This window comes from Pseudomonas veronii (assembly GCF_001439695.1).
Classification (GTDB): Bacteria; Pseudomonadota; Gammaproteobacteria; order Pseudomonadales; family Pseudomonadaceae; genus Aquipseudomonas; species Aquipseudomonas veronii.
In genome coordinates, this window is the sequence record NZ_JYLL01000019.1 from 77523 (window position 1) to 96589 (window position 19067).

Annotated in this window: 20 protein-coding genes; 9 read left to right on the forward strand and 11 right to left on the reverse strand. The window is 62.3% G+C overall.

Going from position 1 to position 19067, the window contains the following annotated elements; genetic code table 11:
- Positions 1–132 precede the first annotated feature (132 nt).
- The gene (locus TU80_RS21035; RefSeq protein WP_017849466.1) at positions 133–606 is read left to right on the forward strand and encodes an Lrp/AsnC family transcriptional regulator; all 474 of its coding nucleotides are present in this window, start codon (positions 133–135) and stop codon (positions 604–606) included.
- Between the two features lie 127 nt (positions 607–733).
- Here the strand turns inward: TU80_RS21035 and catA are convergent, their stop codons facing one another.
- Genes catA through TU80_RS21050 form a run of 3 tightly spaced genes read right to left on the reverse strand, consistent with a single transcriptional unit; the run spans position 734 to position 3135 of the window.
- A complete protein-coding gene (gene catA / locus TU80_RS21040; RefSeq protein WP_057005298.1) occupies positions 734–1663 on the reverse strand; it encodes a catechol 1,2-dioxygenase in 930 nt (309 codons plus the stop codon).
- Between the two features lie 41 nt (positions 1664–1704).
- Complete coding sequence (gene catC, locus TU80_RS21045; RefSeq protein ID WP_017849468.1) at positions 1705–1995, reverse strand: muconolactone Delta-isomerase; 291 nt, start codon at positions 1993–1995, stop codon at positions 1705–1707.
- A 12-nt stretch (positions 1996–2007) separates the two neighbouring features.
- Positions 2008–3135 carry a muconate cycloisomerase family protein gene (locus TU80_RS21050; protein ID WP_057005299.1) on the reverse strand — a complete coding sequence of 376 codons (1128 nt, stop codon included), beginning with the start codon at positions 3133–3135 and terminating at the stop codon, positions 2008–2010.
- Between the two features lie 114 nt (positions 3136–3249).
- Here TU80_RS21050 and TU80_RS21055 point away from each other — a divergent pair, with 114 nt between their 5' ends.
- Positions 3250–4125 carry a LysR family transcriptional regulator gene (locus TU80_RS21055; RefSeq protein WP_017849470.1) on the forward strand — a complete coding sequence of 292 codons (876 nt, stop codon included), beginning with the start codon at positions 3250–3252 and terminating at the stop codon, positions 4123–4125.
- A 133-nt stretch (positions 4126–4258) separates the two neighbouring features.
- On the opposite strand, the gene TU80_RS21060 is transcribed toward TU80_RS21055, so the two are convergent.
- Positions 4259–5251: an AraC family transcriptional regulator gene (locus TU80_RS21060; protein WP_046382074.1), complete on the reverse strand. Its 993-nt coding sequence runs from the start codon at positions 5249–5251 to the stop codon at positions 4259–4261.
- 312 nt (positions 5252–5563) lie between these two features.
- Between TU80_RS21060 and antA the strand changes: the two genes are divergently transcribed.
- The 4 genes from antA to TU80_RS21080 all read left to right on the forward strand — a co-directional run bounded on the left by antA (position 5564) and on the right by TU80_RS21080 (position 10081).
- A complete protein-coding gene (gene antA, locus TU80_RS21065; protein WP_046382073.1) occupies positions 5564–6955 on the forward strand; it encodes an anthranilate 1,2-dioxygenase large subunit in 1392 nt (463 codons plus the stop codon).
- Complete coding sequence (antB, locus tag TU80_RS21070) at positions 6955–7446, forward strand: anthranilate 1,2-dioxygenase small subunit (RefSeq protein WP_017849473.1); 492 nt, start codon at positions 6955–6957, stop codon at positions 7444–7446. The genes antA and antB overlap by 1 nt, the downstream gene beginning before the upstream one ends.
- A gap of 150 nt (positions 7447–7596) precedes the next feature.
- A complete protein-coding gene (gene antC, locus TU80_RS21075; protein ID WP_046488223.1) occupies positions 7597–8604 on the forward strand; it encodes an anthranilate 1,2-dioxygenase electron transfer component AntC in 1008 nt (335 codons plus the stop codon).
- 73 nt (positions 8605–8677) lie between these two features.
- Positions 8678–10081 carry an amino acid permease gene (locus tag TU80_RS21080; RefSeq protein ID WP_057005300.1) on the forward strand — a complete coding sequence of 468 codons (1404 nt, stop codon included), beginning with the start codon at positions 8678–8680 and terminating at the stop codon, positions 10079–10081.
- Positions 10082–10163: 82 nt separating this feature from the next.
- Here the strand turns inward: TU80_RS21080 and kynA are convergent, their stop codons facing one another.
- Entirely contained in the window at positions 10164–11021 is an 858-nt protein-coding gene (gene kynA, locus TU80_RS21085) for a tryptophan 2,3-dioxygenase (RefSeq protein WP_046488227.1), read from the reverse strand.
- On the reverse strand, positions 11018–11668 hold the full coding sequence (gene kynB / locus TU80_RS21090) for an arylformamidase (protein WP_057005301.1): 651 nt from the start codon (positions 11666–11668) through the stop codon (positions 11018–11020). The genes kynA and kynB overlap by 4 nt, the downstream gene beginning before the upstream one ends.
- A 385-nt stretch (positions 11669–12053) precedes the next feature.
- Here kynB and TU80_RS21095 point away from each other — a divergent pair, with 385 nt between their 5' ends.
- The gene (locus TU80_RS21095; RefSeq protein ID WP_010566207.1) at positions 12054–12398 is read left to right on the forward strand and encodes a cupin domain-containing protein; all 345 of its coding nucleotides are present in this window, start codon (positions 12054–12056) and stop codon (positions 12396–12398) included.
- 50 nt (positions 12399–12448) lie between these two features.
- Here TU80_RS21095 and mmsB read toward each other — a convergent pair whose 3' ends face one another.
- Both mmsB and TU80_RS21105 read right to left on the reverse strand, forming a co-directional pair.
- Entirely contained in the window at positions 12449–13336 is an 888-nt protein-coding gene (mmsB, locus tag TU80_RS21100; protein ID WP_057005302.1) for a 3-hydroxyisobutyrate dehydrogenase, read from the reverse strand.
- Between the two features lie 15 nt (positions 13337–13351).
- Positions 13352–14869 (reverse strand): CoA-acylating methylmalonate-semialdehyde dehydrogenase, encoded by a 1518-nt coding sequence (locus TU80_RS21105; RefSeq protein WP_057005303.1) that lies wholly within the window; start codon positions 14867–14869, stop codon positions 13352–13354.
- Positions 14870–15000: 131 nt separating this feature from the next.
- Between TU80_RS21105 and TU80_RS21110 the strand changes: the two genes are divergently transcribed.
- Complete coding sequence (locus tag TU80_RS21110) at positions 15001–15948, forward strand: LysR family transcriptional regulator (protein ID WP_046382067.1); 948 nt, start codon at positions 15001–15003, stop codon at positions 15946–15948.
- Positions 15949–16262: 314 nt separating this feature from the next.
- Complete coding sequence (locus TU80_RS21115; RefSeq protein ID WP_017849488.1) at positions 16263–16553, forward strand: DUF3077 domain-containing protein; 291 nt, start codon at positions 16263–16265, stop codon at positions 16551–16553.
- Positions 16554–16696: 143 nt separating this feature from the next.
- Here TU80_RS21115 and yfiB read toward each other — a convergent pair whose 3' ends face one another.
- From yfiB to yfiR, 3 genes are read right to left on the reverse strand one after another with little or no spacing between them, the layout of a single operon-like run.
- Positions 16697–17188, reverse strand: a complete 492-nt coding sequence (yfiB, locus tag TU80_RS21120; protein ID WP_046382065.1) for an outer membrane lipoprotein YfiB — start codon at positions 17186–17188, stop codon at positions 16697–16699.
- A gap of 4 nt (positions 17189–17192) precedes the next feature.
- On the reverse strand, positions 17193–18455 hold the full coding sequence (gene dgcN / locus TU80_RS21125) for a diguanylate cyclase DgcN/YfiN (protein WP_057005304.1): 1263 nt from the start codon (positions 18453–18455) through the stop codon (positions 17193–17195).
- Positions 18452–19027, reverse strand: coding sequence for a regulatory sequestration protein YfiR (gene yfiR / locus TU80_RS21130; RefSeq protein ID WP_046382063.1), 576 nt, complete (start codon positions 19025–19027; stop codon positions 18452–18454). The genes dgcN and yfiR overlap by 4 nt, the downstream gene beginning before the upstream one ends.
- Between the last annotated feature and the right edge of the window lie 40 nt (positions 19028–19067).

A 19067-nucleotide genomic window follows, 5' to 3' on the forward strand; every position in this document is an offset into this window, starting at 1 on the left:
TTTTTATAAGTGAAGATGCCGTAAATAATGAGCGAAGTTTTAGAGAATTTTCGTGCAAAGTTGTGGGCAACAGGCTAATTAAGCTGTAGGAAATTCGAAGTTCAACCGAAAACACGCGGATTTATTCTAAGCATGATTCTCGACGCCACCGACCTGCGCCTCCTGCATTTCCTGCAACAGGACGGCCGTATCAGCAACCAGGAACTCGCGGAAAAAGTCGCGCTGTCGCCCTCCGCCTGCCTGCGCCGTCTGCGCCTGCTGGAAAGCGAAGGCATCATCAGCGGCTATCGGGCGGTGTTGAATGCCGAGCGGTTGGGGATCGAACTCGAGGCCATCGTCCACCTGTCGGTGCGCCAGGACGTGGAGGACTGGCACGAGACGTTTATCCAGAAGGTGCAAGGCTGGCCGGAAGTGGCCAGCGCCTACGTGATCACCGGCGCCAGCAACTACGTGCTGCGGGTGCAGGCGCGCAACCTCAAGCACTTTTCGGACTTTATCGTGAACCACCTGAACCGCACGGCGGGAGTGATGGATATCCGTTCGGAGATCGTGTTGCAGAAGATCAAGGATCGCGATGAAGTGTTGGACCTGGTGCTGCGCAAATAGTCAGCCACACCACAAAACAATGTGGGAGGGTGGCTTGCCCCCGATAGCCGTGTGTCAGTCACTTAAATGTTTACTGATCCGCCGCTATCGGGAGCAAGCTCCCTCCCACATTTTTTGACCGTGCTGATCAATCTTCCAATGCACGCACGCGCTGCATGCGCTTTTGCTCCAGCGGCGCATCGGCAAGCTGCACCTCAAAGTCAAAATCGATCTGCGCAAAGCGCCCTTCCACACCCAGTTCCCGCGCCAGGTGCTGATCGTCGCTGAAGCGAATTTCGGCAATCAATTCATCCCGTGTCGCGTAGGCAAAATCATCGTGCAGGTACGGGTCGTCCGACAGGTTGATCTGCGTGGTCAGGTGCCGATGCCCCGGCGCCGAGATGAAGAAGTGAATATGCGCCGGCCGCTGCCCGTGGCGTCCCAGTTGATCGAGCAACTGCTGGGTCGGCCCGGTCGGCGGGCAGCCATAACCCGACGGCACGATGCTGCGAAAACGGAAGTTGCCCTGGGCATCGGTCTCGATGCGGCGGCGCAGGTTGAATTCCGACTGCGCGGTGTCGAACCAGGAGTAAGTGCCGCCGGTATTGGCCTGCCACACATCGACAATCGCCCCGGCCAACGGCTTGCCCTGCGTGTCCCGTACCTGGCCGCGCATGAACAGCGGCACGCCCGGGTCCTGGCCGTCGTCCAGGCGCGCTTCGTATTTCGACAGCGGCGCCCCCGCCACATACAGCGGGCCTTCGATGGTGCGCGGGGTGCCGCCGGTTTTGCCGGTTTCTTCGTCGGCGGCGTCCATCAACAGGTCCAGGTAATGCTCCAGGCCAAGCCCGGCGGCGAGCAAACCGGCTTCCTGGTGTTGACCCAATTCGTTGAGGTAGTTGACCGCCGCCCAGAACTCTTCGGGGGTGACTTCCAGGTCTTCGATGATGTTCACCGTGTCCCGCAGGATCCGGTAGATCAGCGTCTTGGTGCGCGGGTTGCCGCTTTCGCTGCGGTGGCCGCTGGCTTCTTCGAGAAACTGTTGGGCATGGGCAGTCTGGGACAGTCGGATGGACATGGTGCAATCCTCATCTTGTAATTATTGGGGATAAAACAGGCTCAGCGGTCGTCCGCGTGGATCGACGACGGGTGCCGGCACAGCGCATTCACTTCGATGGCCATGTAGGGATAAAGCGGCAGTTGCATCAGCAGGTCGTGCAGTTCCTGCACGCTGTCGACATCGAACACGCTGTAGTTGGCGTAAAGCCCGGCGATGCGCCACAGATGGCGCCATTTGCCCTCTTGCTGCAGGCGCTGCGCCAGGGCTTTTTCGTCGGCCTTGAGGCTGGCGGCACGTTCAGGATTCATGTCGACGGGCAGGTGTACGCTCATTTTTACGTGGAACAACATGGCAGGCGCCTCTTAGTGGTTGTCACGACGGAAGAACGCCAGGCGCTCTTCATCGATGGCCAGGCCCAGGCCCGGTGCGGTGCTGACATGCAGCTGGAAATCGCGGTACACCAGCGGCTCGGTGAGGATGTCTTCGGTGAGCAGCAGCGGGCCGAACAGCTCGGTGCCCCACGCCAGTGTGTCCAGAGTGAGAAACGCATGAGCCGAGGCCAGGGTGCCGAGGCCGCCTTCGAGCATGGTGCCGCCGTACAGGCCGATCCCGGCCGCTTCGGCAATCGCGGCCGTGCGCAACACCGCGCGCGGGCCACCGTTCTTGGCGATCTTGAGGGCGAACACCGAAGCCGCGCCTTCGCGGGCCAGGTTGAAGGCGTCCTCGACACATTCGATGGATTCGTCGGCCATGATCGGCACCGGGCTCGACAGCTGAAGCCGGGCCATGCCAGCGCGGTTGTTGCGCGAGATCGGCTGTTCGATCAGGTCGATAGCGTTGTCGCCGAGCACCTTGCAGGCGCGCAGGGCAACGGCTTCATCCCAGGCCTGGTTGACATCGACGCGCACGCTGGCGCGCTCGCCCAAGGCTTTTTTGATCGCGATCACATGGGCCAGGTCGGCACTGACCTCACCGGCGCCGATCTTCAATTTGAAGACGCGGTGACGGCGCAGGTCGAGCATCTTCTCGGCTTCGGCAATGTCCTGCTCGGTGTTGCCGCTGGCCAGGGTCCAGGCCACCGGCAACGCATCGCGCACGCGGCCGCCGAGCAGTTCGCTGACCGGCAGGTGCAGGCGTTTGCCCAGCGCATCGAGCAAGGCGCTTTCGATGGCGGACTTGGCGAAGGTGTTGCCGCGAATGCTGCGTGCCAGGCGCAACATGGCGGCATTGATGTTGTTCGCGTCCTGGCCGATCAGCAGCGGGGCGAAGTGGCGGTCGATGTTGATCTTGATGCTGTCGGGGCTTTCGTTGCCGTAGCTCAGGCCGCCGATGGTGGTGGCTTCGCCGAGGCCTTCGATGCCGTCGGCGCAACGCAGGCGGACGATCACCAGGGTCTGGTTCTGCATCGTGTGCATCGCCAGCTTGTGCGGGCGGATAGTGGGGAGGTCGACGATGATGGTTTCGATCGACTCGATGGCACAAATCGGCATGGCTATACCCGTTGGGTTCTTTATAGATTTGAGCCGATTCTGTGCCGCATTTTTCGTGGCTTCCAATATAGAATTGGTCTCGCACAATACCTTCAAGGTATCAAAGGAGCTGTCATGGAACTGCGACATCTGCGCTATTTCCAGGTGCTGGGCGAAACCCTCAACTTCACCCGCGCCGCCGAACGCCTGCACATCGCCCAGCCGCCGTTGAGCCGGCAGATCCAGCAATTGGAGGATGAATTGGGCGTGATACTGCTCGAGCGCGGCCGACCGCTGCGGCTGACCGAGGCCGGGCGGTTTTTCTATGAACACGCCACTGTGCTGCTGGAGCAGTTGGGCAAGGTCTGCGACACCACCCGGCGTATCGGCCAGGGCGAGAAGACCTGGCTGGGCATCGGCTTTGCGCCGTCGACCTTGTATGGCGTGCTGCCAGAGCTGATTCGGCGGCTGCGCAACCACGACGCGCTGGAACTGGAACTGGGGCTGTCGGAAATGACCACCTTGCAGCAGGTCGAAGCGCTCAAGGCCGGGCGGATCGACGTGGGCTTCGGGCGGATTCGCATCGATGACCCGGCCATCGTCCAGCGGGTGCTGGTCGAGGACCGCCTGGTTGCGGTGTTGCCCGCCGGCCACGCCTTGCTGGGCGCGCCCGCCACCCTCGCCCAATTGGCCGCCGAGCCGTTTGTGCTGTACCCCGGCAACCCGCGGCCCAGTTATGCCGACCATGTGATCGCGCTGTTCGACGCCCATGGTTTGAGCCTCAAGGTGGCGCAGTGGACCAACGAGTTGCAGACCGCCATCGGCCTGGTCGGCGCGGGCATGGGCGTGACGCTGGTGCCGGCGTCGGTGCAGGTGCTGCATCGCGCGGACATCGGCTACACGCCGGTGGTGGAAGCCACCGCGACCTCGCCGATTATTCTCAGCCGGCGGGTGAATGATCAGTCGCCGGGGCTGAATCATTGTTTGCAGTTGGTTGAAGAACTGATCTGAAATCTCCCAGGCACTGCAAATCTAATGTGGGAGGGGGCTTGCCCCCGATAGCGGTGTGACAGCCCACACATCTACTGACTGACACACCGCCATCGGGGGCAAGCCCCCTCCTACATTTAATCTGCGGTGTTTTTTAGACAGTGCGCAGGCGCTTGCGCTGCAAAGTTTGGCTCGGCGACTCATCGAACAGCTTGCGATACTCCGCCGAGAACCGCCCCAGGTGGGTGAAGCCCCAGCCCAGGGCAATCTCGGAGATGGTGCGGGTGGAGCCGTGTTCGAGGATCTCCTGGCGCACCGCCCCCAGCCGATACTTTTTCAGGTAAGCCATCGGCGACAGCGCGAAGTATTTGCGAAACGCATCGAACAGCTTGAACCGCGAGACCCCGGCGGCGGCTTCCAGGTCTTCCAGATGCACCGCTTCGCGGGCGTTGTCGTGAATGTGCTGGCGGGCGCGGATCAAGTAGTGCGGCAGCTTCACGCCAAGCACGTCGCGCAATTCCTCTGAATAATTATTCGGCTGGGCAAGGATCAGGCCCTTGATCAACGAGCTTTCCAGGTCGCGGGTAAACGCCGCCTGCTCGTACAACTCGCTGCTGCGCGCAAGCTCTGCGATGAAATAACGCGCCATGCGCCACCACGAGGCCGGGGCGCCGTCCACCGCATCCATCACCGGTTCGAAACGCAGCGGCGCCTCGATCGGCCGTTGCAGCAACCCTTCCAGCGACTCGCTCATCGCCGCCCGCGTAATCACCACCTGCAACTTGCGGCAATCGCCGGAAATCGCCAGCACCTGGTGCTCGTTGGGCGAGATGATCACGCCTTGATCGCGGTTGGAACTCAGGCGCTCGCCGTTCTTGCTCAACTCCTGCTCGCCTACCAGAGGCAGGCTCAGGCTGTAGCTGCTGAAGTGTTCGGCGTCCTCGATGTCGATGGTCACGTCGGTGCCGTATTCGATCACGCCCAGGGTGGTGGCGCGGGACTTGAACACGTTGGCGCTGTGATGGAAACGCAGGCGCTCGGGCGTGGCCGTCGCCAGGCGGTGCGGCCCGCAGATGCCGGACATCCAGCTGCGGGCGCCCTCCAGGTCGAAGCGTTCGATACGGATATCGCGTGTATGGCTACTCATCAGGCTGCACCCACGGCGGTTAGGCGGTTGCGCGCTCTGGCGGCGCGTCGTGACAGATCGACAGCAAGTTCTGCGCCACGGCGGCAGTCTCACTGCTGGGTGGATAACAACGCTCGACTATGTGGATAAACCACCGACTTCTGCGCGCACCGCCCTGCATGACAGTAGCGCATCGCGTCACCGCCCTGCACCGGCGTGGGTATTTCATGCCCAACTATCCGGCCCGCCTTCGCCCATTAAGCGGATAGCCCGCCGCCTCGGCGCAGTCGCTTAATGGCTGACCCGTTCAGCCATTATCAAAAGGTGCGTCCCATGAGTGGTGCAAGAAGCGTCGAGCAATGGAAAAGCTTCATCGACAGCTGCCTGGATTTCCGCCCCGCCGATGAAGTGTTCCGCATCGCCCGCGACATGTTCACCGAGCCGCAACTGTTCGACCTGGAGATGGAACTGATCTTCGAGAAGAACTGGATCTACGCCTGCCACGAAAGCGAACTGGCGAATAACCACGATTTCGTGACGATGCGCGCCGGGCGCCAGCCGATGATCATCACCCGCGACGGCGACGGCCAACTCAACGCGCTGGTCAACGCCTGCCAGCATCGCGGCACCACCCTCACCCGTGTCGGCAAGGGCAACCAGTCGACCTTCACCTGCCCGTTCCACGCCTGGTGCTACAAGAGCGACGGCCGGCTGGTGAAGGTCAAGGCGCCGGGGGAATACCCGGAAGGTTTCGACAAGGCCACGCGCGGCCTGAAAAAGGCGCGCATCGACAGCTACAAAGGCTTTGTGTTCATCAGCCTGGACGTGAACGGCACCGACAGCCTGGAAGACTTCCTCGGCGACGCCAAAGTGTTTTTCGACATGATGGTCGCCCAGTCCGCCACCGGTGAGCTGGAGGTGCTGCCGGGTAAGTCCGCCTACACCTACGACGGCAACTGGAAGCTGCAGAACGAAAACGGCCTGGACGGTTATCACGTCAGCACCGTCCACTACAACTATGTGGCCACGGTGCAGCACCGCCAGCAGGTCAATACCGCGAACGGCACCGCGGCCGGCACGACGCTGGACTACAGCAAACTCGGCGCCGGCGACGCGAATACCGACGACGGCTGGTTCGCCTTCAACAATGGCCACAGCCTGTTGTTCAGCGACATGCCCAACCCCACGGTACGCTCCGGCTACGCCACCATCATGCCGCGCCTGGTGGCAGAACACGGCCAGCCAAAAGCCGAGTGGATGATGCATCGCCTGCGCAACCTGAACATCTACCCGAGCCTGTTCTTCCTCGACCAGATCAGCTCGCAGTTGCGCATCATCCGCCCGTTGGCGTGGAACAAGACCGAGATCATCAGCCAGTGCCTGGGGGTGAAGCACGAGTCCGACGCCGACCGGGAAAACCGCATCCGCCAGTTCGAGGACTTCTTCAACGTCTCGGGCATGGGCACGCCGGACGATCTGGTGGAGTTTCGCGAGGCCCAGCGCGGTTTCCAGGGCCGCCTGGAGCGCTGGAGCGATATCTCACGCGGCAGCCACCGCTGGGCCACCGGGCCAACGCCGAACAGCGAAGCCCTCGGCATCCAGCCCGCCATGACCGGCACCGAATTTACCCACGAAGGCTTGTACGTCAACCAGCACCGCAACTGGCAGCAGTTCCTGCTCAACGGCCTCGACCAACGCGCGCTGAAGCTGCGGGAGGTGGAATGATGAATGCGCCATTGCAGTACCGGATCGAGCAATTTTTCTATCGCAAATCCGAGCTGTGCGACGCCCAGGACTGGGACGCCTACGTGCAGCTGTTCGACCCGCAGAGCGAATTCCACCTGCCGCAATGGGACTCCGAACACGTCTACACCCGCGACCCCAAGCGCGAAATGTCGCTGATCTATTACGCCAACCGCTCGGGCCTGGAAGACCGCGTGTTCCGCCTGCGCACCGGCAAGGCGGCGTCGGCCACGCCCATGCCGCGCACCTTGCACCTGATCCACAACGTGCGTATCGCCGAGCAGGCGGACGGCACGCTGGAGGTGCGTTTGAACTGGCACACGCTGTTCTATCGCCTGGCCACGTCGGAGCAGTTCTACGGCCACGCGACCTATCGCCTCAAGCCCCATGGCGACAGCTGGCTGATCACCCGCAAGCACGCGTTGTTGCTCAACGACACCATCAACTCGGTGCTGGATTTCTATCACCTGTAACGCTGGCTAACGCCCCTTGTAGGAGCGAGCTTGCTCGCGAAGGACGTCAACGATGACGCGGGCATCCTGAATGCACGCGGCGTCCTTGAGTTTTTCGCGAGCAAGCTCGCTCCTACAGGGGTTCACACATGAACCCACGGAGTACTGGGGATGAATCACAAAGTGGCCTTCAGTTTTGCCGACGGCAAGACGCTGTTTTTCCCGGTGGGCGCGCATGAAATCCTGCTGGATGCGGCCCTGCGCAATGGCATCAAGATTCCGCTGGATTGCCGCGAAGGCGTGTGCGGCACCTGCCAGGGCCGCTGCGAGAGCGGCGAATACAGCCAGGACTATGTGGACGAGGACGCCCTCTCCAGCCGCGACCTGCAACAGCGCAAGATGCTCAGTTGCCAGACCCGGGTGAAGTCGGATGCGACGTTCTACTTCGACTTCGATTCCAGCCTGTGCAACGCACCGGGGCCGGTGCAGGTGCGCGGCACGGTGAGCGAGGTGCGGCAGGTCTCGACCGGCACGGCGATCCTGCAAGTGCAGCTGGACCAGGCGCTGGACTTTCTGCCGGGCCAATACGCCCGCCTGGCGGTTCCGGGCACCGACAGCTGGCGCGCATATTCCTTCGCCAACCGGCCGGGCAATCAGCTGCGGTTTCTGATCCGCCTGCTGCCCGACGGGGTGATGAGCAACTACCTGCGCGAACGTTGCCAGGTCGGCGATCCGCTGCTGATGGAGGCGCCGCTGGGTGCGTTCTACCTGCGCCATGTCAGCCGACCGCTGGTGCTGGTCGCCGGCGGCACCGGGTTGTCGGCGTTGCTGGGCATGCTCGATGAACTGGCGGCCAACGCCTGCGAACGGCCGGTCCACCTGTACTACGGCGTGCGCGGCGCCGAGGACCTGTGCGAAGCGGCGCGCATCGAGGGTTACGCGTCCACGCTCGCGGATTTTCGCTACACCGAAGTACTGAGCGACCCGCCGCCCGCATGGTCCGGCAAGCGTGGCTACCTCACCGAGCATTTCGACCTGGCCGAATGGCGGGACAGTTCGGCCGATATGTACGTGTGCGGGCCCCCTCCGATGGTCGAATCCATCCAACAATGGCTGGTGGATCAGGCACTTGATGGCGTTCAGTTGTATTACGAAAAGTTCACGCAGAGTAATATCTGACCCCTCAGCACTTCTGAGGGGTTGGGCGCGGCGTGCAATCAACCCCGAGAAAAACAAGTAGAAGGGAATGTTAATGGCGGATGACATGGTTAACCCGGTAGGCCTCAAGCGTGGCCTGAAGAACCGGCATATTCAGCTGATTGCCTTGGGCGGCGCGATCGGTACGGGGCTGTTCCTCGGCTCGGCCGGCGTGCTCAAGTCGGCGGGGCCGTCGATGATCCTCGGCTACGCGATTGCCGGTTTTATCGCGTTCCTGATCATGCGCCAGCTCGGCGAGATGATCGTCGAGGAACCGGTGGCCGGTTCGTTCAGCCACTTTGCCCACAAGTACTGGGGCGGTTACGCGGGCTTCCTGGCGGGCTGGAACTACTGGGTACTCTACGTGCTGGTGGGCATGGCCGAACTGACGGCCGTGGGCAAGTACATCCAGTTCTGGTGGCCGGAGATTCCGACCTGGGTCAGCGCGCTGGTGTTCTTTGTCGCGGTGAACCTGATCAACACCCTGAACGTGAAGTTCTTCGGTGAGACCGAGTTCTGGTTCGCGATCATCAAGGTGGTGGCGATTGTCGGCATGATCGTGCTCGGCTGCTACCTGTTGTTCAGCGGCACCGGCGGCCCGCAAGCGTCGATCAGCAACCTGTGGAGCCACGGCGGTTTCTTCCCCAATGGCGGCATGGGGTTGTTGATGTCCATGGCGTTCATCATGTTCTCGTTCGGTGGCCTGGAGCTGGTGGGCATCACCGCCGCCGAGGCCAACGAGCCGCGTAAAGTGATCCCGAAAGCGATCAACCAGGTGGTGTACCGCATCCTGATTTTCTACGTCGGCGCGCTGACCGTGCTGCTCTCGCTGTACCCGTGGGATCAACTGCTGCAAACCCTCGGCGCGTCGGGCGATGCCTACAGCGGCAGCCCGTTTGTGCAGATCTTCTCGCTGATCGGTAACGACACCGCCGCGCACATCCTCAACTTCGTGGTGCTGACCGCGGCGCTGTCGGTGTACAACAGCGGCGTGTACTGCAACAGCCGCATGCTGTTCGGCCTGGCCGAGCAAGGCGACGCGCCGAAAGCGCTGATGAAACTCAACAAACAAGGCGTGCCGCTGCGGGCCCTGGCGATTTCGGCGCTGGTGACGCTGCTGTGCGTGGTGGTCAACTACGTCGCGCCGCACAGCGCGCTGGAGTTGCTGTTCGCGCTGGTGGTCGCCTCGCTGATGATCAACTGGGCGCTGATCAGCCTGACCCACATCAAGTTCCGCAAGGCCATGGCCGAGCAAGGCGTGGTGCCGTCGTTCAAGACCTTCTGGTTCCCGTTCAGCAACTACCTGTGCCTGGCGTTCATGCTGATGATCATCAGCGTGATGCTGGCGATTCCGGGCGTTCGCGATTCGGTGTATGCGATGCCGGTTTGGGTGGGGGTGATCTACATTGCCTACCGCTTGCGCGTCAAAAACGCGAAAGCGGTAGCCGCCGCGCAGTAATACTCCTGTGGGAGGGAGCAAGCCCCCTCCCACATTTGGTTGCATTCCAAATGAAAAGCCCCGGTGATCCGGGGCTTTTTGTTTAGAGCGTGGAACGTACTCGCCACAGCTCGGGGAACAGCACCGTGTCGAGCATCTTGCGCAGGTAACCCACGCCCTCGGTGCCGCCGGTGCCGGGCTGGAAGCCGATGATCCGTTCCACCGTGGTCACATGGCGAAAGCGCCATTGACGGAAGGAGTCTTCCAGGTCGATAAACTTTTCGGCCAACTGGTACAGGTCCCAATAACGGCTCGGGTCGCGGTAGACCTCGCGCCACGCCGCTTCCACGGAGGCATCGTGAACCGTCGCCGCCGTCGGGTCGCGTTCGGCGCGTTGCGGGTCGATCGTCAGCCCGGCCTTGACCATCAGGTTGATCGCCTCGTCGTACAGCGACGGCGTGGCGATCGCCACTTGCAGTTCTTGCAACAATTGCGGGCGATGGGCGTGGGGCCGCAACAGCGCCGGGCTTTTGTTGCCGAGGATGAATTCGATCTCACGATACTGGAACGACTGGAACCCGGACGATTGGCCGAGGAACGGGCGAATCGCCTTGTACTCCGACGGGGTCATGGTCGCCAGCACCGCCCAGGCGTGTACCAGTTGATCGAAGATCCGCGAGACCCGCGCCAGCATCTTGAACGCCGGCGGCAACTCGCCCAGGCGCAGGTGTTCGCGGGCGGCCTTGAGTTCGTGGAGCATCAGTTTCATCCACAGCTCGGAGGTCTGGTGCTGGATGATAAAGAGCATCTCGTTGTGGTCCGGCGACAGCGGGTGCTGGGCGCTGAGGACTTTGCCCAGGTCCAGGTAGTCGCCGTAGCTCATGGACTCGGAAAAATTCAGCTCGGCGTTATGCCATTCTTCCGGCGGCTGGTAATCCTCTGAGAAGGGACATTGGCTCATCGTGCGGGCTCCACAAGCGGGCGCAGGATTGCGCGGACAGGGCTGGCGTCGAGGTGGGCAAACCGCAGCGGCAGGGCGATCAGTTCATAGTCGCCCTCCGGTACGTCATCGAGCACGATGCCTTCGAGTATCGCCATGCCATGGCGGGCCACGGCGTTGTGGGCATCCATGGTCTTGGACTGTTGCGGGTCCAGGGACGGCGTGTCGATACCGACCAGGCGCACGCCCAGGCTGGCGAGCAGCTCGATGGTCTGCGGGGCGATGGCGGTGAAGTTCACATCCCATTCGGTCAGCGGCGCCTGTGGATAAGTGCGCAGCAACACACGTTCCGGCAAGTTATCCACACGCCCTTGCAACTGCTGCGGCTGCACCAGCGCGCCGCTGTCCAGGCAATGCAACACACGGCACGGGCCCATGTACACGTCCAGCGACACCTCGCCGATCGGCGCGCCGTCCGCGCTGTAATGCAGCGGCGCATCGACATGGGCGCCGGTGTGCGGCGACAAGGTAACGCGCCCGACATTCACCGGGCACTCCGGGCCGAACTGCCACACGCGCTCTTCCTGGAACGGCGTATCCCCCGGCCAGGTCGGGGTCGCCGTACTCAAGGGCGGGCTGATGTCCCACCACGTTTTTATTGGGTTCATATCAAGGCTCTCGGTCGTGACTGAAGTGAATGATACGAGGGCCAGCCGTGAATTTTCTTGCGAATTCCTGCGACAAGCGGGAAATCTTTCGCACTTAATGCGAGGAAACGGCTTATCTACGCTCAAAAGTGTCGCCTAGCCACAGTGACGCTGCCACCGAGGGTCAATGTGGGAGGGGGCTTGCCCCCGATGGCAGTGTGTCAGTTGACACATGTGCTAGCTGATCCGCAGCCATCGGGGGCAAGCCCCCTCCCACATTAACTGCACATGGCCTGAGCAGTGGTACTCGCCTGCGCTTCTGGGCATCCCGATGTCGAGTTCAGACCACTGGCGCAACGCCCAAGGCCTTAGGGTGCATCTTTCCATTCCCTGCCTCGGAGTCATCATGTCCAAGCCCATCACCGTACTGCGCGACACCCACCCCTTGCCGGTCCTGGATGCCTGCAAATGGGAAAAGCTCGAAGGCGACCCGCACACCGTCAACCTCAACGCCTACACCAGCGAAGACGGCAGCAAGATCATGGGCACCTGGATCTGCACACCGGGCAAGTGGTACGTGGAATACGTGAAGTGGGAATACTGCCATTTCCAGGAAGGCTACTGCGTGATCACCCCGGAAGGCCTGGAGCCGATCCATTTGCGCGCGGGGGATATCTTTGTGGTGGAGCCGGGGATGAAGGGGACGTGGGAAGTGGTCGAGACGGTGCGTAAGTATTTTGTGTTTGCCTGAACCGCAATAAATAGTGGCGAGGGAGCAAGCGCCCTCGCCACAGGCGGTATCTATTTGGGCTTGCGGTAGCTGTTGATGATCGCCGAGAAGTCCTTGCCCCCTTCCCCGCGCTGGCTCATCGATTGATACAACTGCTGGGCCACAGCGCCGAGGATCACCGGCTGGTGCGCCTGGCGCGCAGCTTCGGTGGCCAGCCCCAGGTCCTTGAGCATCAGGTCGGCACCGAAACCACCGGTATAACCCCGCGATGACGGCGCGGTTTCGATCACGCCCGGCCACGGGTTGTACGTGTCGGAACTCCAGCAGCGCCCGGTGGAGCTGTTGATGATGCCAGCCAGCACCTGAGTGTCGATGCCCAGCGCATCGCCCAGGGCCATCGCTTCGCTGACGCCGACCATGCTGATGCCCAGCAGCAGGTTGTTGCAGATCTTGGCGATCTGGCCGGTGCCGACCTCGCCGCAACGCACAATGTTGCGGCCCATCTGCGCCAGCACCGGTTGCAGGGTGGCGAACAAGTCCGCGCTGGCGCCGACCATGAAGGTCAGCGTCCCGGCTTGCGCGCCGCCAGTGCCACCGGAGACCGGCGCATCGGCGACGGCCACGCCTTGCTTGGCCGCCGCCGCCGCGACATCGCGGATGGTCTGCGGGTCGATGGTGCTGCAATCCACCGCCGGCACGCCTTGGCCGATACCGGCCAAAACGCCGTCTTCACCCAGCCAGACACTGCGCACATGGGCAGCGGCCGGCAGCATGGTAATCACCAACTCGGCGCCGGTGGCCGCATCGCGCGGTGAACCGCTGATGCTGCCGCCCAGTTCGGCCAGTTCCTTGAGTACCGCCTGGTTCAGGTCGAACAGGTTCAGCGCGTGGCCGGCCTTGATCAGGTTGCGGGCCATGGGCGCGCCCATGTGGCCCAAGCCGATAAATGCAATCTTCATGCTCGTCTCCCGGAATCAGCGCAGGTTGATGGTGGTGTTGACGCCATCGTTGACCGTGTCGTCATCGAACCAGCGGCTGGTGACGGTTTTGGTCTGAGTGTAGAACTGCACCACTTGCTTGCCATACGGGCCGAGGTCGCCGAGCTTGGAACCGCGCGAACCGGTGAAGCTGAAGAACGGCACCGGCACCGGGATCGGGATGTTGATGCCGACCTGGCCGACGTCGATTTCGCTCTGGAACTTACGCGCCGCCGCCCCGCTCTGGGTGAACAGGCCGGTGCCGTTGCCGAATGGGTTGGCGTTGACCAGCGCGATGGCTTCATCGAGGGTGTCGACTTCCAGCACCACCAGCACCGGGCCGAAGATTTCCTGGGTGTAGATCTGCATGTCGGTGGTCACGCCCGAGAACAGCGTTGGGCCGACGAAGTTGCCTTGCTCGAAGCCCGGCACTTGGATGTCACGCCCGTCCAGCTCCAGCTTGGCGCCTTCTTTCACGCCGCTTTCGATCAGTTCCAGAATGCGCGCCTTGGCACGCTTGGAAATCACCGGGCCGACATCCGTGCCGGCTTCGCTGCCGGCATTGACCTTGAGCTTCTGCGCCAGCGCCTTCAGATCGGGCAGCCATTGCTTGGAAGCGCCCACCAGCACCACCACCGAAGTGGCCATGCAACGCTGGCCCGCCGCGCCGAAACCGGCACCGACCAGGGCGTTGAGGGTGTGTTCGCGGTTGGCATCCGGCAGCACCACCGCATGGTTCTTGGCGCCCATCATCGATTGCACGCGCTTGCCGTGTTTGCCGGCCAGGTCGTACACATGGGTGCCCACGGCGGTCGAACCGACGAACGACACTGCCTTGATGTCTTTATGCGTGCAGAGCGCATCCACCACGTCCTTGCCGCCGTGTACCACGTTGAGCACGCCGGCCGGCACACCGGCTTCCAGCGCCAGCTCCACCAGCAGCATCGTGGACAGCGGGTCTTGCTCGGAAGGCTTGAGGACGAAGGTGTTACCGCAGGCAATCGCCATCGGGAACATCCACAGCGGAATCATCGCCGGGAAGTTGAACGGAGTAATCCCGGCGCACACGCCGATGGGTTGGCGCAGGGTGTAGGTATCGACACCACCGGCGACGTTTTCAGCAAACTCGCCCATTTGCAGGGTGCCGATGGAGCAGGCGTGCTCCACCACTTCCAGGCCACGGAAAATATCGCCCTCGGCATCGGCAATGGTCTTGCCCTGCTCGGCGCTGAGGACCACGGCGATGCGCTTGGAGTGCTCGCGGATCAAGGCTTGCAGCTTGAGCATGATACGCATGCGTGCGCCGATCGGAGTCAGCTTCCAGGTCTGGAAGGCACGATGGGCGGCGTCGATGGCAGCGTTGACTTCTTCAGCGGTGGCAAACGGGACTTTGGCCAGCACTTGCTGGGTCGCCGGGTTGACGATGTCTTGCCAGTGGGTGGTCTTGGACTCGACCCATTCACCGTTGATCAACAACTTGACCTGTTGCACGGAAATATCGGCAGATGCGTTCATGTGGTCTCCAATTTGTATTTATAGGCAGAGAACCAAGGCGTTGAATCGCCTTGAGGATGAGGCGTTCGGACTGTTTTTGGAGTATAGATGTGCAAACTTCTAATAAGAACGCACATAAAAGCCGGTCCAATATGCAAAAAAACATCACATCACTGGGTTCCCTGAACTGGGACGACCTGAAGTTTTTCCTCGAAGTGGCCCGCACCCGCAAGGCCAGCGTCGCTGCCAAGCGCCTGGCGGTGGACTACACCACCGTGTCGCGGCGCATCAGTTCACTGGAAGTATCACTCGGCACCCTGCTGTTCGAAAAATCCCGGACCAGCGGTTTCGTCCTCACCAACGAAGGCCAGCGCTTGCTCGGCTACGCCGAATCCATCGAAAGCACCTTGCACATGGCCTGCGAACAAGTCTCCGGCTCCGGCGTGGCGCTGTCCGGGCATGTCCGCATGGGCTGCACCGAAGGCTTCGGCAGCTTCTTCGTCACCCCGCAGTTGAGCCACTTCGTCGACACCTACCCGGCGATCTCGGTCGACATCCTGCCCCTGCCCCACTTCATCAGCCTGTCCAAGCGCGAAGCCGACATCGTCATCGCCCTGGAACGCCCGGAACACGGGCCGTATGTGTGCTGCAAACTGTGCGACTACAAGTTGCAGCTGTACGCGACCCAGGACTACCTCGACCAACACCCACCCATCCACCGCCCGACGGATCTGGCCGAGCATCCGTTCATCAGCTACGTCGACGACCTGGCCTTCAGCTCGGAGCTGTTGTACCTGGCCAACGTAGTCCCCGGCGCCAGCGCCAGCCTGCGCAGCACCAGCGTGATCGCGCAGTACGTGGCAGCGCAGCAAGGACGGTCGATGGCGATTCTGCCGTGCTTTTTGGCAGCGCAGGATCCACGGCTATTGCCGGTGCTCGGGGAGCAGATTGCGGTTACGCGGCAGTTTTGGATGTATTGCCGGGAGGATTTGCGGAAGTTGAAGCGGATTACGTTGTTGTGGGACTACATACGCGAGGTGACGGAGCAGAATCGGGGGTTGTTGATGGGGGAGACGCGGGAGATGCGGTTTGCGGATTAAAGGGCCAGCAACGAGGATTCGCTTTAAATTGCAGGACGATTCCTAGAGAATCTCCACCCTATTGCGCCTTAGGGTTCGAGTCACTAGCCTCCGTACTTCGCTGAAATCAGCGAACGGGTTTAGCGACCCGAACCCGGACACAGCCCCCAACGGCAGGAGCTTTGTGCTCTTCGTTCTCGTGTTATGGCGGCTGTGCGTGGGAGATCTTCGGGTCTGCCGGGTCCTGGGTCCGGTTCGCTAACCTGCGTACAGCTGCCACCCTTTCATGTTTAGCGACATGAATGGGTGGTTCCTAAAACTCCCAGGTATAGATCATGACCAAAATCGTCCCCGACCCACCGCTTTCTGCCTTCACCACCCTCGGCGTCGTCACCTTCGGCGACTACGGCGAAAACGAAAAACCACTGTTCCGCGTCAACGCGGGCATGCCGCTCGGCGAGGCGCTGGAACACGCCTCTACCCTGCTTTACTACGCCAAGAAACTCGCGATGGAAGCCGCCATGGATGTGCGCGGCGAGCAATACGCCTGGGCGGCGCATTATCTGTGTGAGATGGGCAAGGCGGTGGTGGATGACTTGACGCAGGCGCTGACGCCGAGCAGTTAAGCGAACACTGTACAAATGTGGGAGGGGGCTTGCCCCCGATAGCGGTGTGTCAGTCAGCATGCATCTGTCTGACCGACCGCTATCGGGGGCAAGCCCCCTCCCACATTTGATTGCATTTCACGCATTGGAATGGGCGAAGTCGCTTAGTCGGTACTTACCACAATCGACACCCGCCGATTCTCGGTGCGCCCTGCGGCGGTGTCGTTGGCGGCCACCGGCTGGCTGCTGCCCAGGCCGCGCAGTTGGATATTTTCCTCCTTCATGCCCACGCGGGTCAGCACCGTGGCCACGCTTTTGGCGCGGCGCAGGGACAGTTGCTGGTTATAGCTCTCTTTGCCCGAGGCGTCGGTGTGGCCGTCTACCCGCACGCGGTCGATGCCCACGCCCAGCAACGCCTTGCCGATGCGCTCGACGATTTCCGTGCTGGGGGCGTTGAGGCTTTCGACGTCGCTGCCGAACAGCACTTTGCCCGACAGGCCGAACGCCCAGCCGTCGTCGGTCAGTTCGAAGCCTTGTTGCTTGAGGACGGCGACTTGCGCCGGGCTCAGGCCTTTGGGAGGGGGTGTCTGGCAGCCGCTCAGGGCCAGCAGGGCCACGAATAAGGTGATAAACACAACGCGTGCAGTCGAGAACAAGGGATCAACTCCTGTGGTGAACGTTGACGACGGGGAGCTCCGCCTCCGCCGTTTGCTGGCCGCCCAGTGACAACCGTTTGGCCTGGTACATCGCCGCATCGGCGGCGTTGAGCAGGGCGCCGGGGGTGACGCCATGATCGGGGTAGATGGCGATGCCGATACTCAGGGAGGTCAACACGTGGGTGTCGCCCGGCACCGGGATCGGTATGTCCATGCTGGCAATGATCTTGTCGGCGATGCGCTGGGCATCTTCCACCTTGTGCAGCGGCGAGAGCAGGATGGCGAACTCGTCGCCGCCCAGGCGTGCCACCAGGTCGTCTTCGCGCAATTGCGCGCGCACGCGCGTGGCAACCGCCACCAGCACCGCATCGCCGGCGGCGTGACCGAAGTTGTCGTTGATGTCTTTGAAGCGGTCACTGTCGAGAAACAGCACCGCCACCCGCTCGTTGGCCTTGGCGGCGCTGCGCAGGGCACGGATCAGGCGGCCTTCGAAGAACGCGCGGTTGGGCAGGCCGGTCAGGCTGTCGTGATTGGCCTGGTGGGCAAGGCTTTCGTTTTCGCTTTGCAGGTGGTTTTGCCAGGCTTGCATTTCTTCCAGCAGGGCATTGAAGTCGTTGCCCAGGCTGTCGAGTTCGGCGATTTGTGCCCGTGGCACGCGGCGGTCGAAGTCGCGCTCGATGCGCGCGGCGTGGGCCACCGCCGCGAGGCTGTGCAACGGCCCGGTAATCCCCTGCAACAGGCGCCGCGCCAAATGCACGGCGACCCAGGCGCTGAGGACGGTGCAGATCAGAATCCCGGCCAGGCCGCTGAGCAAAAAGCGCAACAGGCTGGCGCCGTGACCGGTCAGGTGAATGCTGCCGATGGTGCGCCCCTGGTGAACGATCGGCTGGCTGATCGGCTGTTCGAGCAGAGAATGGGCCAGTTGCAGCTCGACCCGGGACAACATCCCGGTGTCCGGCCGCAGCCACTGCGCCAGCAGCCGGCCGTTGGCGTCGAAGACTTGGGCCTGGGCCACTTCTTCGGTGGAGGCGATCAGGCTGAGGGCTTCGGTGGCCGCCGCACGGTCGTTGAACACCACCGCCGCTTCCACGGTGTAATTGATGGAGCGTGCGATCAGGTGCAGGTTGTGCTCGGCATACACGCGCAGCGCCAGCACCCCGAGCAAGGTCAGGGACACACTGGCCAGCGTCACCGCCACCAACGCCAGGATCAAGTGCCCGCGGCCGATGACCGAGCGCAGGGTCGGTTGCGCTTTCGTCCATCTCATGACGCAGGCGCTCGACGGCGCGACAGCTGCAACACGCTGGGGTGAATACGCACGCCGCTGCGGGCCACGGAGTCGAGGTTGACCTCGAACGACACCTGCTCATCGCCCACCCGCAGGCAGAACAGACTGCCGACGGTGCATTGGTCGCCGCCTTCGCTGATGCTCAGCACCGGGTGGCCCATCAATGACGCAAACAAGCGGCTGCGCTCATCGGTATTGAGTTCGCCGATGTACACAGCGTCGCAGGCATTGACGATATCGGGGTTGTCGGCCAGCAGGCGCTGCACCACCACCGGGCGACCGGTGGCTTGGGTGGTGCCTTTGACCAGGTCGTCGGTGTATTGGGTCGGCCCGACGACGCACAGGCGCAATTGCGCCGGTTCCACCGGCCAGCGCGCATAACTGAGGATACCCAGCACCACCTGGGTCACCGCCTGGGCACGGGAGTCGGCCATGCCCACGGGGCTGGCCGTCTGGGCAAAAGCACGCGGCGCGAGCAGGCACAGCACGGCCACCAGTAACATGCGTCTCCAGCTCAAGCGATGCTCTGTGGACGAGACAGCCACGTTCATGCAGCGATTCTCTCAGGTGTCAACGAGGGGTGATGCCGCA